Genomic DNA, 15784 nt, shown 5'->3' with positions numbered 1-15784 from the left:
GCCCTTTGTGAATGTGATGCTGGCTTTGCTCATTATCTTTATGATTACAGCCCCTATGATGACAGAAGGGCTTGATGTGAGTCAGCCCAAGGTTGAAATATCCGAAGTGCTGTCCTCTGATGACGGCAATACTCTGCTTACGGGCAAAGCCAAAGGCCGTGATTTTTCTGCATCAGCACAAGACAGTGGTTGCCCCCTGGCGAAAGCAATCGCCTGTCTGGGATACGGGGACAAGCATATATTTGTACGTGCTGACAAGGATGCTCCCTATGGAAACGTTATGGACAGATTGCGAGAGGCGGGCATGACCAGGGGGGACCTTGCGGCAGTTTTCTCCGGGTTGGATCAGAATAGCGAATCCTCCTCGGCAGGCCCGTAGCCCAAAATACTCCGGCAGGCCTTTTACCGGGTTCGCTGCCTTGTGGAGACTGACTGTGGTTCGGTATTTTTTCGAACACCCTGCCTGCACTCCTGCAAGCAGCACGTTTGATGGCAACAGACACGCTAAAATAGCTGTATGCCGTCATCTATATGGAACAAGTATTCATTTTCATTTTCAAATAATGTGACCTGCATCTGCTCGGTCGGGCGCATGCTGTCGCACGCAAAAGGTGATGATATGCCCATATTTCGCTTTATGGCGGCATCAGTAGCACTTGCTGGCTGTCTGGTTGGAAGCCCCGTGAACCTGTATGCGGGGCCAACGCAAACGTCGCTTGCTGAAGCTTTTTGGTACGATGGCAAATGGGCCCACGAGCATTCGGACCTTTCTGCCGATCCTGCCATTACCTTTGGCCGTCTGCCCAATGGCTTTCGATATGCCGTGATTCCCAACGCCAACCCCAAGGGCCGGGTGTCGCTATATCTTGATGTGCAGGCCGGTTCCCTCATGGAAAAAGAAGACGAGCTGGGGTACGCCCACTATGTGGAGCATATGGCCTTCAATGGTACGCGCAACTTTCCTCCTGGCTCTCTTATTCCCTTTTTTCAGAAGCACGGCATGAGCTTTGGGGGAGACACCAATGCCCATACCGCATGGACGGAAACCGTCTATAAGTTGAATCTGGCCGGAACGGATAAGGAAACCCTGACCATGGGCCTGACCATTCTGCGAGATTTCGCTGACGGCATGCAATTCGACCCCAAGGAAGTAGAAGAAGAGCTGGGCGTCATACTTGCGGAAAAAAACCATCGTGACAATGAAGCCATGCAGAGCCGCCGCCAGCGCTCAGCCGAGCTGTATGCGGGTACGGCTTTTGTCAACGAACCCATTGGCACTGAAGCATGCCTTAATGCCGTCACATCAGAACGGTTGTCCGCCTTTTACCGCAAATGGTATCATCCTGAACGCATGATTCTGGTGGCCGTTGGCTCTGTTACCGCCCCGGAAGTGGAACGCCTGGTGGCAGAAGCTTTTGGCGACATGAAAAATACAGGCCCGGCCCCAGCACCCCAGGCGTGGGGCAATCCCAGACTGGAGGGAATCAGGGCCATCAGCGAACAACGGGCCATCAGCGGAGAAGACGTTTCCGTCATTCTGCATTTTCCCCGCGTACATCAGCGCGATTCTCAAAAAAACCAGCTCGAACAGCTTGTCGACTCTGTAGTGGAATATTGCATGCAACGCCGCCTGCAAGAGCGCGACCAGCGTGACGCCCTGTGGAACAATGGCCGTTTTATGAACCGCTGGCGGCAAGGGCTCATCCCGTCCGCAGTTATGGGCGTGAACACGCACGCTTCCGGCTGGCGCGATTCACTTGAGGCCCTGGCCGAGGAAACCCGCCTTGCAGCCACGCACGGTTTTACAGATCAGGAAATTGCCCAGGCTCTGGACGCTCTTAAAAAGACGTTCGCACGCCGTGTCGGGCAGCGTTCCGGCATGAGCAATACCGACGTGGCCGACGAATTCGTGCGCACGGCCAACGCGGATTTTGTACAAACATCGCCTGCCGCCGACCTGAATCTTTTTGAACAGTTACGCAAAGACGTTAAGGCCAAAACCGTCAATGCCGTTGCTCGCAAGGTACTGGGCGGCAATAACCTCACGCTTGTTGTCGGGGCCGCTGTTCCCCCAGATCAGCAGGAAATTCTTCAGACCTGGAAGAGTGGCGCAGCGCGGGAGCTTGCCCCCGTTGCCCGCCGTGAAAGCCCGGCATTTCCTTACCTGCCTGTGCCCAGAGAAACGCCAGCCAAGGCTCTACCCGCAATGGAAAGCCGTGTGCTTTCACTGCCGGGCGAGCAAGAAGTGCGTTTGTATCAGGCGCAGCTGCGTGATGGAACGGAAGTTTATGTGCTGCCCCTGCCTTTTGAGTCTGGCAAAGCTGCAGTGCAGGTTCTGTACGGAGCAGGCTACGCGGCTCAACCTGATGCCGAAATTGCCCTGGCGCAGACAGCTGCGGCAGTGCTGGCTGAAGGGGGAATCGGCAAAATTTCACGCCTGGATGCGCAAAAGATCGTGGAAACCATCGGCGGCACGGTGAAGGAGAGCTTTGGCGCGCAAGGCGCGTCCATAAACGTTGATGGCGATTCGCGCCGCCTGGAATTGCTTGTTCAGGCGGCCTGGACACAGTTTGCCGATCCCCAGATGGACGCGGCAGCATTGCAGAAGGCGCGGCGCAAGCTTGAGGCGCAGGTGCGCAAAAAGCGTGAAACCGTAGCCGAAGTAGCCAAAACTGATGGCCAGACATTTTTTTACGGCGGCGCGCGGCGCTATCGTTCGCTTGAGCCTGAGGAAGCTGCGGGGTTCAACCTTGCAGATGTGCGCGACTTTGTGGCCAATGCCCGTAAGGAAGGTCCCCTCCGCGTTGTCATCAGCGGCGATGTGAACCCGCCACAGGCTCTTGCCCTGGCAGCACGCTATTTTGGCGGACTGAATTCCGTGCAGCCGCCCCGAACCAACGCTCCGGCTGCCCTGGCCTTCCCTGCTAACGACAAGGCGCTGGTCAAGGTGCCGGACACTGTGGATCAGGTGGTACTGCGCAAGGCATGGCGCCTGGACTTTCCTGCCGATGGCGACCGAGCCGTGCTGGCCGCCCGCCAACTGGCCGCTGCTACCCTGCGCGACAAGCTGCGCCGCGACCTGCGGGAGCGCATGGGAGCCAGCTACAGCCCCTCGGCTTTCTACCGCAACATGCCTGCTGAAAACGGTTATGCGCTGCTGCAAGTAGAGGTGGGCACCGACAACGCGCAGTCAGGAGACGTGGCCGCGTACCTTGAAAAACTCACCCCCTGGGATATTGGCGCAACCGAGCTGGACCGCTTGAGGGCCCCGCTTCTCACAAGTTTGAAAAGCGGCCGGGCAAGTTCCCAGTACTGGCAGCGTTTGCTGACCGCCGAACTGAATATGGGGCTGCCCTTTCTTCAGTGGGCCAACACCAACGGTGAAGAACTGGCCAAGGTAACGCCGGAGGAAGCCACCGCCGCTCTGCAGGAGCTGCTTCAGGCTCCTGCCGCTTCATGGACCGTGATATCCACCCAGCCGGGTGGCGGGGAAGCCGCGGCTCCCGGGGAGAGCCTTTGATGGAAGAAATGGTTTGCTGCCGTGCCCTGCGACACAGCTACCACGGCACAGAAGTGCTGCACGGCATTGATTTCAGTGTACGGCGCGGCGAGGTTGTGGGCCTGCTGGGTAAAAATGGTGCGGGAAAAAGCACCAGCATCAACATATTGATGGGCTTCATGCAGCCGGATTCCGGCCTGTGTTCCGTCATGGGGCATCCGAGCCACTCCATTCCCCCGCAGGCACGCGCGCGGATTGGCCTGCTGCATGAAGGCTTTACACAATACAACTTCATGACCATTGCCGAAATAGAAAGGTTTTACGCCGCTTTCTACCCGCAATGGGACAGCACGGTTTACTATGACCTGGTAAACCGTATGGGCGTGCCCGCCAACAGGCGCATCACACGTCTTTCCTGCGGGCAGCGCTCACAGGTTACTTTGGGGCTCATCTTTGCCCAGCAGGCAGAGCTTATGATCCTCGACGACTATTCTCTGGGACTGGACGTGGGTTACCGGCGGCTGTTCCTGGAATTTTTGCAAGATCATGTGCGCCGCCGCGGAACAACCGTACTGCTGACATCGCATGTTGTGCAGGAGCTGGAAAACCTGCTGGATTCTCTTGTTGTCATCCACAAAGGCGCAGTGCTGGCCAACGAACGCTATGACGATTTCATGCATTCGTTTTTCTGCTACCGTGTGCCTCTTTCACAGGCTGGCGAAGCCCTGCGGGACAATGAGGGCCCCCTGCTGCGCGTGGAACGGGGCGTGGATCATCTCATGTTATACAGCCGCGCCATGCCCGAAGAAATGCGCTTTTTTCTTGAAAGCCGCGGCGTGAACAACCTGGATGGCCCGCCCGCCCCAGTGCCTATGTCCTTTGAAGACGCCTTTGTAGGCCTGACCGGCAGATATTGAACGAGGAAGCGGAAGCATTATGATAAAGGCACTGTTTTTTAAGGAGTGGCTCAAGCTCCGCTATTTTCTGTGGGTTCCCTTCATGTTTGCGGGAGCTGCCCTGGCCGATTATTGCCTCACGCTCAAGGGCGTGCTGGCGATGCACGGGGCCATAGATACGTGGAACGGCATTATCGCCAAGGACACTATATATTTCACCTCGCTTCAGTGGGCATTTGTTTTGGGCGGTGTATGGCTTGCTTCGGTGCAGCTGATACCGGAGAGCACAAACAAGCGCCTGCGCCTGCTGTTTCATTTGCCCGTGTCGTCCTGTCTTTCGCTGGGCGTGCAGATCGTCACCGGGCTGGGAGCCATGCTGGCCCTGTTTTGTGTCGCCTCGCTGGCTTTCATTCTGGCGGGCAGGTATTTTGGTTTTCCTCCTGAGATGCTCATGCCGATGTTCCGCACCATCCTGCCCTGGGGTTTGGCTGGCGCGGTGAGCTGGTGCGCCACGGCGGCGGCCATTGCCGATCCGTCTTTCAAGCGCAAGATCGTCATTGCCCTGATTGGGTTTGGCTATATTACCATGCTCATCAATGGCCGGGGCTTTGCCTCAATGGATTCCAGCCTCTGGCTCTACATACTGGCATGCCTGCCCTGGCCCCTGGCTCTCGGAGCCGCGGCCCTGCGCGTTAAGGAGGGCGAATGATGCGTATCTACTGGTTACGTCTTGCGCCTGTGTTTATGGGAATATTTGTGCTGGCCTGGTTTGTGCCGCAAACCTATCTGCGTTCGACGCGCGCCGAGTATTATCAGGTCAGCGGCATGTACAGCCCGGTATTTAAAGAGTTTGTTCTCTGGGAAACCGGATCGTCTCTTTTCATCTTCAAGCGTGAAGACGGAACACGCCTGAGCCTGCGCGAGGGCCGCATGGCCACACCTTTTTCCTTTCCCAAGGATATTGAAAAATGGGGCGGCTTTCCCCTGGAAATAGATGGTCAGACCATCACCTATACGGACGCGCAGGAAAACGCCTGGGCCCGGGTGAACCCTCGCGCCGTGATGTTGCCCATGTCGCGTGTACAGGTTCTGATGGAGTCTGCTCCTGAAACCTCCTCCTACAAGCTGCCGCCGGACATCATGCTGGTGGACGACAACGCCCTGCGCTTTGTTGATTGCGCCACAGGCAAAGAAAACCCGGCAAAGGGCAAGGTTTTCACTGCCGCCCTGAATGATGCAGGCGTGCACTTTCCTCTACAGGCCGCGGCAAGCAATCCCGACCCCTATAAAGGGCATGATGAAGGCATGTTTTTTGTGGATGCCAGCGGAGCGCTGTTTCAGTTGCGTATGGTCAAGGGGCAGCCTCTCTGCCGCAATACGGGCCATAAAATTTCCGGCAAGCCCTTGTTTATTGACGTCAAAGAAAAAAGAAACAGCGATTTTCTCGGTGTTATAGCCACAGACAACGGGCTGTTCCTTAACCTGCGAAACACTGAACCCTTGCGCCTGCCAGTCAGCTATGAACCGGGCACACAATCGGTATCCCTGTGGATAACCCCGCTGGATGCCACCATAACCGTCAAGGGACTGGGGCCGGAAAACCAGCGGCAGGCGTTTATGGTGGCCACTGACAACAAGTTTCGCGTCTTGCGCAACCTTGATCTCAACACGCCTCCTGCCGTTCTTGACAGGCAGCAGAACCTGCAACGCGGGCTTTCCCTGCTGACGCCTTTTTCCATCGTACAGTTTGAGCCGCATATTCCAGGCACGGTTTTGCATGTCCGGCCTGCGCAGTATCCACTGTTGGCTCTGGCAGGTTGCGTGTTGAGCAGCATTGTACTTCTGGTTGTGAGGCGGCGGGCACGTGCAACACACGGTGTTGGTTCGTTGCTGCGCTGGACCTGGCCAGAATTGGTCCTCACGCTGACGCTTGGCCTGCCTGCCCTGCTGATGCTTCTTCTTATGGGGCCGCTGACGCGGCCATCACCTCCATGCTGTTCAGTTGAATAAAAAATCAAGGCGACGCGGGCCACGCGTACGGATGGATCACCGCGCAGCTCTGCCGCGCAGGCGATTGGGGGCATCCGTTTAATTAATGTCAAAGGAAGAAAGGGGTTTGTCTGGATGAAAAAGAAATTGCATTTTCTTTCTATAAAAAGGGGGCTTTTCTTTTGCCTTTCCCTGAGTTTGTCACTGACGGCAATGCCCTATGGCGGCATGGCGCTGGCGGCAGAAATGGACGCAGCCACCAAAGCTGCCATTGAAGAGGCCCTGGGCGCCGGAAACGCAGATACTGAAGTAGCCACTGAAAAGGAAAAAGCAGAGCACAAAAAAACGTCGGGCACTGACTCGGCCAACAAGGTGCATTTGGTTGAAGGCGTTGAGGTGCGTGGAATAACGGAACAGCCCGGTGAAATCGTCATCAACCAGAACACCATTGAAATGACGCCTACGGGCACCAATACAGTCACTGACCTGCTGCGTGGTCAATCAAGCGTGCAATTTGATGCAACTTCCCGCAGCGGCATGCTTGGCGGCGAAATCACGCCTCCAAAAATTTCCATACGCGGTGCCAAGCACAACGAAAACAATTTCATGATCAATGGCATGAGCAACAACAGCCGCATCAATCCCGGTGGGTATGACAATGTCGACAACGGCGGCATCCCCAGCGGCGACTCGCAAGCCCTTATTATTGATCCGGATATCCTTAAAGAAGTTAAAGTATACACAGAAAACGTGCCTGCCAAGTATGGCAGCTTTCTTGGCGGCGTTATTGACGCCAAGCTTCGTGATGCCGCCACTGACGCGTGGCACGGCATGGCTTCTTTTCGCTATACCAGCAGCGACTGGACCAATTTTCACTATACCGACGCGGATAAAAAGCTGACAGAAGGCCCAGCCCGCGCTGGCGGCAACTATCAGCCAGAGTTTTACAAGTACAACAGTTCATTCCGCCTTGAAGGGCCTCTGTGGGAAGACGGGCTGGGGCTTATGCTGACCTACACCAACATGACCTCCATCATTCCCCTGACGCTTATTCCCAATGACGCTTCTGTTACAGAACGCCGGGTAAACCAGAACTTTATGGCCAAGATAAACACACCCAAAAGCAGCCCGTTGTTTCTCAGTCTGGCTGCCATCTATGCGCCATACAAATCCACCAGATACAGCGAAAAATACTTTGACGGTGGAAAGTTCAGCGTGGATGGCGGCGGCATCAATCTGATAATCAACAGCTACTACGACACGCCCATCGGTCGCTGGGGCAATGATATTTCCTACAGCAAATCAGATCTTTCCCGCCTCAACGATAAAGACAAGCTCTATAACTGGGGAAGCTTCGGGTCCATGATCGACAAGACCTTTAATGGCAAGATGGCCACTGAAGGCGGCATGGGCAACTACAAGCAACGCCAGACGGAATTGAGCTGGAAAAGCGATCTGGACTTGAAAGCCTATGGGCCTGAACTGTTCTCCAACCAGGTTTCGCTGGGCTTTGAACTGAAAAGAAGCATGTTTGAGGCAAGCAGGGGCGGTTATACGTCATTCCTTACTGGCACAAAGAATACAAATGCTGTTGGTTCGCGTGAAGACGGCATCATTGCTGGAGAGCAGTTTGCCAAAACCAAGATGGAATATGATGCCCGTGACCGCTATGTAAACATATTTTCCCCATCATTTTATTTGCAGGATTCCATTGAAATAGAACGGCTCACCCTTCGTCCAGGCGTTCGAGTTTCTAGCGATTCACTGACCAACAATACTGATATTGCCCCCCGCTTTTTTGCCAACCTGGATATCCTTGACGACGACCGCTTCAATATCTTCGGCGGGTACAACCGCTATTATGGAACGCAGGTTGTACAGAAAGCCTTGATGGCCCCAACAAGCAACACCTCATACAGCCGAACTTCTTACAACACACCCTGGATTGCCTTAAAAACGACCACTCCCAACTATTCAAATCTTGGCGATCTCAAAACCCCCCATACAGACGAATACTCTGTGGGTGCCTCCGCTGAAGTATGGAACACTCTGTTTAAAGCGGTCATTGTCAAACGCGATTACCGGGATCAGATAAAAGTCGTGCCCATAGGGACTACAGGCAGCTCCGAATACTCCAACCGGGGAAAGACCGATTATAAGGGCATTACCCTTTCCGCAGAACGCACCTTTGATTTCGGCGATTGGGGCAGACATGTGGGCGAATTTTCCGCCACTTGGTCTAAAACCAAGGGCAATTTCACAGATTGGACCAACAAGACCTATGACGAGGTCGACAACATCATAAAATACGATCCTGACTACGTTCTTTATAACGGCACCGTCACCAGCGCCTCAAGCTTGCCGGCCAATAACTTCAATTCCCCTTGTGTAATAACCTACACGCAGAATTCGTATTTCTGGGAAGACCGCATCCGCTTTATGGGAGTATTGCGATGGGAACAGGGCGGCAAGCGCATCTTTAGCGATGTGGGCAATAAGAATACACAGCTTGGCCCTTCCGGCATGTATCTCAATGCTTACAAAGAAGGGTATCAGGAAGATATGCTCAATGTTGACGCCAAGTTGAGCTTCGACGCCATAAAGTACAATAACCACACCCTTACCCTTGAACTGGAAGCCCTGAACCTGATGGACAGAAAAAATCTTTCCAACATCGGCACTACAGAAACAACGCAGGGCTCCTACTCATTGGGCCGCCAGTTCTACGCTGGCATAAAGTACACATTCTAGTTTTTTTGTGGGGGAACAAGCGGCATGCTCAGGCAAATAACATCATGCGATTCTGGTTCGCGCCTATCTCTTGGGGGCCATCCGCTAAAGATAAGGCTGACTGCAATGCTCGCCTGGCTATTGGTAAGCCTGCTTGCTGCCGCTCTTCCCCCACACGTCCAGGCTGCCCCAAAGCCCGTGCTGGGTCTTTGGGATGAGGCTCCAGAAAATGGAACTGACGGCCCCTTCGCTCATGTGAATCAAGACGCGCCCAAGGGCGGCAAGCTCCGCCTTAGCGCCATTGGCAGCTTTGACAGTTTTAATCCTTTCAGCCCACGAGGGGTAAGCGCTTCCCAGATAGCCAATACCTATGAAACTCTGGGAACAGAGCAGCGCGGTACACAGGAATTCATCATGCGCGGGCTGCTGGCAGAAAGCTTTGACCTTGCGCCCGACCGCACGTCCCTGCGTGTAAAGTTGCGCCCACAGGCCCGCTTTGCCGACGGCATGCCCGTGACTGCCAAAGACGTGCTGTTCACCTTTAACGCGCTCATCAAGGATGCTTCCCCCATATACCGCGCATATTACGATCAGGTAGAAAGCGTTGAAGCACTTGGTGAACACGAGGTGCTGTTCCGCTTTGCCTCCGGCACCAGCAGGGAACTGCCCCTTATCGTCTGTCAGATGGCCGTGCTGCCCTCCCACTGGTGGCAAGGCCGCAATCTGGGTGATCCGCAAACTGAGGCCATGCCCGGCAGCGGCCCCTACCGCCTTGCCAGCAGCACGATGGGATCACGCCTTGTCTATGAGCGCCGCAAGGACTGGTGGGGAGCAGATCTGGACGTCAACTGTGGCCGCTATAACTTTGACTCCATTCAGGTGGACTATTACCGCGATGCCGCCATCGCACGCGAGGCATTCTTTGCCGGAGAAGTGGATTATTACAGCGAAAACAACATCAAGGACTGGACCAACGCCTACAATGTGCCCGCAGTGCGCGACGGGCGGATCACGCGGCTGACTCAGGAATATATACGCCCTATGGGTATGGGCGGCATTTTCATGAACGTGCGCCGTCCCGCTTTGGCTGACCTGCGCGTTCGCCGTGCCCTGAGCCTGTTGTTTGACTTCGACTGGATGAACAGCGCCTTTTTTTACAATTCGCATACGCGCTTCAACAGCTTCTTTACCAACTCCCCCTTTGCCGCCGAATCACTGCCCTCGGCAGAAGAACTGAAGCTGATGGAACGCTGGCGCGACAAGCTTGACCCCGCAGTCTTCGGGCCGCTGCCCGAACAACCCGCAGGCGGTAAGGCTACCGTGCGCGACAGGCTGCGCACGGCGCTGGATCTTTTTGAGCAGGCCGGATGGCGTGTGCAGGACGGGACAATGGTAAACGAACAGGGGCAGCCTATGGTCCTGACCATTCTGACCAATTCCCCTTCATTACAGCGCGTTTATATTCCTTTTCGCAACAGTCTTAAAAGGCTGGGTATTACACTGAACGTGCGCCTTGTGGACCAAACCCAGTATGTGAGCCGTATGCGCGCTTTCGACTTTGACCTGATCCACAGCACGGTGCGCCAATCCTCCAACCCCGGCAATGAGCAACGTAACTACTGGTCTTCAACTGCGGCTAAAACCCGGGGTTCACGCAATTATGCGGGCATTCAGGATCCTGTTCTGGACGAACTGGTGGAAGAACTGGTGGCGGCTCCCGCAAAGCAGGATCTCTATGCGCGCGCAGCCCTGCTGGACAGGCTGCTGCAACATGGCTGTTACGTCATCCCAGCATGGTACAGCCGTGACATGCGGATATCGTGGTGGAAAGACCGCATCACACCTCCTCCCGGCATGGCCTCGGTAGGAGTGGATATTATGTCCTGGCATACAACGCCTCCGGCTTTGCCCTCAGGGCCTGACGACGCACCTGCGGCCAGGGGGGAACGCTGATGCTGCGCTATACCCTGCGACGCCTTTTGCTTGTGTTGCCCACCCTGCTGGGCATCTTGACCATCAATTTTTTTATGGTGCAAACCGCGCCCGGCGGCCCAGTGGAACAGTTCATCGCCACGCTGGAGGGCAGCGGCAGCGCATTTATGGAACGCGTTGGCACCGCCGGGCCTGATGTGGCGGCATCAGCCATGCAGTTCGAGGGGGAGGGACTGTACTCCGGCGCGCGCGGGCTCAATCCCAAAACCCTTGAGGCCGTGCGCAAGCTCTATGGTTTCGACAAACCCATTCTTACCCGCTATGTGGACATGTTGCGCGATTTTCTCTGCTTTGATTTCGGCAAAAGCCTGTTCAAGGCCGACCGGGTTTCTGACCTGCTCATCAACTCATTGCCAGTATCCATCAGTATCGGCGTGTGGAGCACCCTGCTGATCTATATGGTGTCCATTCCGCTGGGCATTGCGCGCGCCGTGCGCAGGGGTAGCACCTTTGACTTTGCCACCGGGGCTGTGCTGGTGACGGCCAGTGCCATTCCGGGATTTCTTTTCGCGGTGCTGCTTATCGTGCTGTTCGCTGGCGGATCCTACTGGCAGATATTCCCTCTGCGGGGACTGCACTCGCTGGGGTACGAAAGCATGCCCTTCTGGCAGCAGGCGCTCGACTACATGCACCATATGGTGCTGCCTGTAATATCTATGACCATTGGCGGGTTCGCCGCGCTGACCATGCTTACCCGCAACTCCTTTCTGGACGAACTGAGCAAGCAGTATGTGGAAACGGCCCGCTCCAAGGGGTTGAGCGAACGCTCCGTGCTGTACGGGCATGTGTTCCGCAATGCCATGCTCATTGTCATTGCCGGATTGCCGGGAACCTTTGTGCGCATGTTCTTTGCCGGGTCCCTGCTCATCGAAACCATATTTTCTCTCAACGGTCTGGGGTTGCTCGGTTTTGAAGCCGCCATGCAGAGGGATTATCCCGTCATGTTCGCCACGCTGTACATCTTCACCCTTATTGGCCTGGTCACATCCATCATCGGAGACCTGACCATGACAAAGGTTGATCCCCGCATTGATTTTGCCGGAAGGAGCAAGGCATGAATCCCGTTACGCGCCGCCGATGGCAGACCTTCAAGGGCAACCGCCGCGCCTTCTGCTTTTTCTGCTTTTTCAGCCTGTGCTTTTCACTCAGCCTGTGCGCGGAATTTCTGGCCAACGACAAGCCGCTGGTGGTGAGTTATCAGCACAAGCTGTATTTTCCCATTTTTCAGAATCTGGACGAACGCACTCTCGGGGGCGATCTGCCCATCCCTGCCGACTATAGCGACCCTGTTATTGCCACGGCCATAGCAAAACACGGTTGGGCTGTCTGGCCGCCCATCCGCTATTCCTTCGGCACCATCTCGCAACGTGAAGGAGTTACCTTTCCCGCACCGCCCAGCGCCGAAAACTGGCTGGGCACTGATGACCAGGGGCGCGACATACTGGCGCGGCTTTTGTACGGATTTCGACTTTCTGTGTTGTTTGGCCTGTGCCTTTCTTTTTTCGGCTGTGTCGTGGGCATGCTCGCCGGGGTTGTGCAGGGCTACTATGGCGGGCTGGCCGACCTGCTGTTTCAGCGCTTTATGGAGATATGGTCCGGCATTCCGGTGCTCTATCTCATCATCATCATTTCCAGCGTCATAACTATGGGATTTTGGGCGCTGCTGGCCCTGATGCTGGCCTTCAGCTGGATGCGCGTTGTGGGCGTAGTGCGTGCGGAAAGCCTGCGCGCCCGGAATATGGAATACGTGCGGGCCGCCCGCGCACTGGGCGTGCCTGACAGGGGCATCATGCTGCGTCATGTGCTGCCCAACGCCGTGGTTGCGCTCATTTCCATACTGCCTTTCTTGGTGAACTCTTCCATTGTAACCCTGACCTCACTGGATTTTCTGGGGTTCGGTCTGCCGCCGGAGTATCCCTCGCTTGGTGAACTGGTGGTGCAGGGCAAAAACAATCTCTTCGCGCCCTGGATAGGCTTTTCAGCCTTTTTCACTCTGGCGGGTATGCTGACCAGTCTGGTCTTCATCGGCGAAGGACTGCGCGACGCCTTTGATCCAAGAGTTTTCCTCAGCAACAGCGGCCAGTGGGAGGAACGGACATGAAACTTCTGGATGTTCAGAATCTGCATGTGGCCTTTGCCTGCGCGGACAAGCGTGCGGAGGCTTCCGGCACCCCCGAAAACCAATGCGTGGTGCGCGATGTTTCGTTCAGCGTCGACAAAGGGCAGTGCGTGGCCCTGGTGGGAGAAAGCGGCGCGGGCAAAACGCTTACTTCGCGTTCCATAGTGCGCCTGCTGCCACGCGGGGCATTTATACAGAGCGGCCAGATACTCTTTAACGGCACTGACATCGCCACCCTGCCGGAAAAGGCCATTGTCGCCTTGCGTGGTCAGAAAATAGGCATGGTTTTTCAGGATCCGCTGGCCGCCCTGAATCCCCTGCACCGGGTGGGCGACCAGGTTGCCGAATGCCTGCGTGTTCACAAGGGATTGACGGAAGCGCAGCTGCAATCCCGTGTGATGGATCTGTTTGATCTGGTGCGCCTGGACCGCCCCAAGGAACGTTATAAAGCTTACCCCCACGAATTGTCCGGGGGGCAGCGCCAGCGCATCATGCTGGCGCTGGCTGCCGCCAACGATCCCGATCTTCTCATTGCCGACGAACCCACTACTGCGCTGGACGCCACGGTACAGCAGGCCATTTTGCGGCTGCTTGAAGACCTGCGCAAAGAACTCGGCATGAGCCTGCTGCTTATCAGCCACGACCTCGGCATGGTGCGGCGCTTTGCCGATACCGTGCATGTTATGCGGCACGGCAGGATTATTGAATCCTCGTCCCCCCTGTTCACCAATCCGCAGCATGAGTACACGCGCTCCCTGCTCCGTGCCGGAAACAACGACTGGGCGCGCCCTGTGTTGTCTGATCAGGCAGAACCTGTAATGACGGTCAAAGACCTGCGCGTAAGCTTTCCGCGGGCCAAGACACGTCTTTTTCAGCGTGCGCCGGAACCCTTCACGGCCCTTGATGGCATAGATTTCACCCTGTGGCCGGGCGAATGCCTGGGGGTGGTGGGCGAAAGCGGATCGGGCAAATCCACTCTGGCTCTGGCTGTGTTGCGGCTTATAGCCAGCAGTGGCCATATCAACTTTATGGGGCATGACATCCAGAGCCTGAACCATGCGGAAATGGCTCCCCTGCGCAGCAACATCCAAATCGTGCTGCAAAATCCTTTTCTCTCGCTCAATCCTCGTATGTGCGTTCAAGACCTTGTGGAAGAAGGCTTGCGGGTGCATGCCCTTCCGGCAGAACAACGCGAAGGGCGCGTGCGCGAAGCTCTGGTGGATGTGGGCCTTTCGCCCGCCTATGCTGGACGTTTTCCGCACGAACTTTCTGGCGGTGAGCGGCAGCGGGTAGCCATTGCACGTGCTCTGGCCCTGCGCCCCGAAGTGCTGCTGCTTGATGAACCCACTTCATCTCTGGACAGAGCGCTGCAATTTCAGATCATTGAACTGCTGCGAGACCTTCAGACCCGCTACGGCATGGCTTTCATATACATCAGCCACGACCTGGCTCTGGTGAAAGGGTTCTGCCAACGCGTATTAGTGCTGGATAAGGGAAAATGCGTGGAACAGGGGGCGGTACGCGAAGTCTTTGCCACGCCGCGCTCCAAGCAGTTGTGCGACCTGCTTGATGCGGCCATGCCGGGAGAGTTTGAACGGCAGCATGCGGCAAAAGAACAAGATGAAAACACCGCCGGAAAACATGCGGCCTCCCCACGGCGCAGGCGGGTAACCGCGCATGCCCGGCATATTTTATCAAAACGCCCCAAAGCCCATAAAAAGAACCTGTTGTTTTCCGTGGGCATGCACGCCTGTTTGCTGGGAGCTCTTTGGGGCATCCCAATGCAGGCATCAGGTGGCGGAGAATCATCCATGCAGGTTTCGCTGGTGGGTATGGACATGGGTACTGCTATGGCAGGCAAATGCAGGATGTCCAACACCAACGGCACTGACCCCGACGCCACTGCAACCAAAGAAAACAAAGCGCCCCTGCAGGAACAGAAGAAGCCAGAAAAAGAAGAAACCCAGATAAAGGAAAAGGTCGAAAAACCTGACTTGGTGCTTAAAGAAAAAAACAAGCCCAAAAAACAGAAAGAAGAACAAACACAGAAAGAAAGACAGAAAAAAAACAAACCCGCCGAGGATCAACCCTCACGGGCAGCGCCGCAATCTCAAGGCAGTGAATCGCAGCAAAGCAATGAGGCGGAATCGGCGGGAACGGCGGCCCAAGCTCAGGGCAGCGGCAGAAACGACGGAGGGCAAGGCGGCGGCAGCGGCGGCGGCCTGGGTATGGAGCGGGGCCGAGGCCAGGGAAAGGGATCGGTGTATGGCATCAACGATTGGGACGTACCCCCGGCTGTCATACAACGCGTGAAACCCAATTATCCCGACAGCGCCAAACAGGCCCGCAAAGAGGCTGTAGTCACGGTGCGGGCTGTTATTGACCCGTCGGGACGCGTACTGCGCGCCATTGTTCTTTCCAAAGGTGAAAGCCAGCTCTTTGCAGAGGAAACCCTGGCCGCTGTTAAACGCTGGCGTTTCGCCCCCGGCAAGGCAGGCGGCAAACCCGTCATGTGCGTTGTGGAGATTCCCGTTGTGTTCAAGCTGGACCGCTAACCTG

General features: G+C 55.9%; 10 protein-coding genes. All 10 read left to right on the top strand.

Annotated elements, in window-relative coordinates:
* Positions 1–16 precede the first annotated feature (16 nt).
* The 10 genes from HNQ38_RS00220 (at position 17) to HNQ38_RS00175 (ending at position 15780) form a co-directional block, all read left to right on the top strand.
* Positions 17–379, top strand: coding sequence for an ExbD/TolR family protein (locus HNQ38_RS00220; RefSeq protein ID WP_183717121.1), 363 nt, complete (start codon positions 17–19; stop codon positions 377–379).
* Positions 380–619: 240 nt separating this feature from the next.
* Positions 620–3520: a M16 family metallopeptidase gene (locus HNQ38_RS00215; RefSeq protein ID WP_183717119.1), complete on the top strand. Its 2901-nt coding sequence runs from the start codon at positions 620–622 to the stop codon at positions 3518–3520.
* Positions 3520–4416 carry an ABC transporter ATP-binding protein gene (locus tag HNQ38_RS00210; protein ID WP_183717117.1) on the top strand — a complete coding sequence of 299 codons (897 nt, stop codon included), beginning with the start codon at positions 3520–3522 and terminating at the stop codon, positions 4414–4416. Before HNQ38_RS00215 ends, HNQ38_RS00210 begins: the two co-directional genes overlap by 1 nt.
* Positions 4417–4435: 19 nt before the next feature.
* Positions 4436–5104, top strand: coding sequence for a hypothetical protein (locus HNQ38_RS00205; RefSeq protein ID WP_183717115.1), 669 nt, complete (start codon positions 4436–4438; stop codon positions 5102–5104).
* A complete protein-coding gene (locus HNQ38_RS00200; protein WP_183717113.1) occupies positions 5101–6405 on the top strand; it encodes a DUF4857 domain-containing protein in 1305 nt (434 codons plus the stop codon). Before HNQ38_RS00205 ends, HNQ38_RS00200 begins: the two co-directional genes overlap by 4 nt.
* 114 nt (positions 6406–6519) lie before the next feature.
* Positions 6520–9135: a TonB-dependent receptor plug domain-containing protein gene (locus HNQ38_RS00195; RefSeq protein WP_183717111.1), complete on the top strand. Its 2616-nt coding sequence runs from the start codon at positions 6520–6522 to the stop codon at positions 9133–9135.
* A gap of 105 nt (positions 9136–9240) precedes the next feature.
* The gene (locus tag HNQ38_RS00190) at positions 9241–11067 is read left to right on the top strand and encodes an extracellular solute-binding protein (RefSeq protein ID WP_183717109.1); all 1827 of its coding nucleotides are present in this window, start codon (positions 9241–9243) and stop codon (positions 11065–11067) included.
* The gene (locus HNQ38_RS00185) at positions 11067–12164 is read left to right on the top strand and encodes a microcin C ABC transporter permease YejB (RefSeq protein WP_183717107.1); all 1098 of its coding nucleotides are present in this window, start codon (positions 11067–11069) and stop codon (positions 12162–12164) included. The genes HNQ38_RS00190 and HNQ38_RS00185 overlap by 1 nt, the downstream gene beginning before the upstream one ends.
* Positions 12161–13207 carry an ABC transporter permease gene (locus HNQ38_RS00180; RefSeq protein WP_183717105.1) on the top strand — a complete coding sequence of 349 codons (1047 nt, stop codon included), beginning with the start codon at positions 12161–12163 and terminating at the stop codon, positions 13205–13207. The genes HNQ38_RS00185 and HNQ38_RS00180 overlap by 4 nt, the downstream gene beginning before the upstream one ends.
* Positions 13204–15780, top strand: a complete 2577-nt coding sequence (locus HNQ38_RS00175) for a dipeptide ABC transporter ATP-binding protein (protein WP_183717104.1) — start codon at positions 13204–13206, stop codon at positions 15778–15780. Before HNQ38_RS00180 ends, HNQ38_RS00175 begins: the two co-directional genes overlap by 4 nt.
* The last annotated feature ends 4 nt before the right edge of the window (positions 15781–15784 follow it).

The sequence above is a fragment of the Desulfovibrio intestinalis genome (genome assembly GCF_014202345.1).
GTDB lineage: Bacteria > Desulfobacterota > Desulfovibrionia > Desulfovibrionales > Desulfovibrionaceae > Desulfovibrio > Desulfovibrio intestinalis.
The sequence above is the reverse complement of the archived record's forward strand: the minus strand, read 5'-3'. Positions and strand labels throughout refer to the sequence as shown.

Coding starts and splice junctions, on each gene's coding strand:
- HNQ38_RS00220 (WP_183717121.1), top strand. CDS start 17: ATGCTGGCTTTGCTCATTATCTTTATGATTACAGCCCCTATGATGACA.
- HNQ38_RS00185 (WP_183717107.1), top strand. CDS start 11,067: ATGCTGCGCTATACCCTGCGACGCCTTTTGCTTGTGTTGCCCACCCTG.
- HNQ38_RS00175 (WP_183717104.1), top strand. CDS start 13,204: ATGAAACTTCTGGATGTTCAGAATCTGCATGTGGCCTTTGCCTGCGCG.
- HNQ38_RS00195 (WP_183717111.1), top strand. CDS start 6,520: ATGAAAAAGAAATTGCATTTTCTTTCTATAAAAAGGGGGCTTTTCTTT.
- HNQ38_RS00200 (WP_183717113.1), top strand. CDS start 5,101: ATGATGCGTATCTACTGGTTACGTCTTGCGCCTGTGTTTATGGGAATA.
- HNQ38_RS00210 (WP_183717117.1), top strand. CDS start 3,520: ATGGAAGAAATGGTTTGCTGCCGTGCCCTGCGACACAGCTACCACGGC.
- HNQ38_RS00205 (WP_183717115.1), top strand. CDS start 4,436: ATGATAAAGGCACTGTTTTTTAAGGAGTGGCTCAAGCTCCGCTATTTT.
- HNQ38_RS00215 (WP_183717119.1), top strand. CDS start 620: ATGCCCATATTTCGCTTTATGGCGGCATCAGTAGCACTTGCTGGCTGT.
- HNQ38_RS00190 (WP_183717109.1), top strand. CDS start 9,241: ATGCTCGCCTGGCTATTGGTAAGCCTGCTTGCTGCCGCTCTTCCCCCA.
- HNQ38_RS00180 (WP_183717105.1), top strand. CDS start 12,161: ATGAATCCCGTTACGCGCCGCCGATGGCAGACCTTCAAGGGCAACCGC.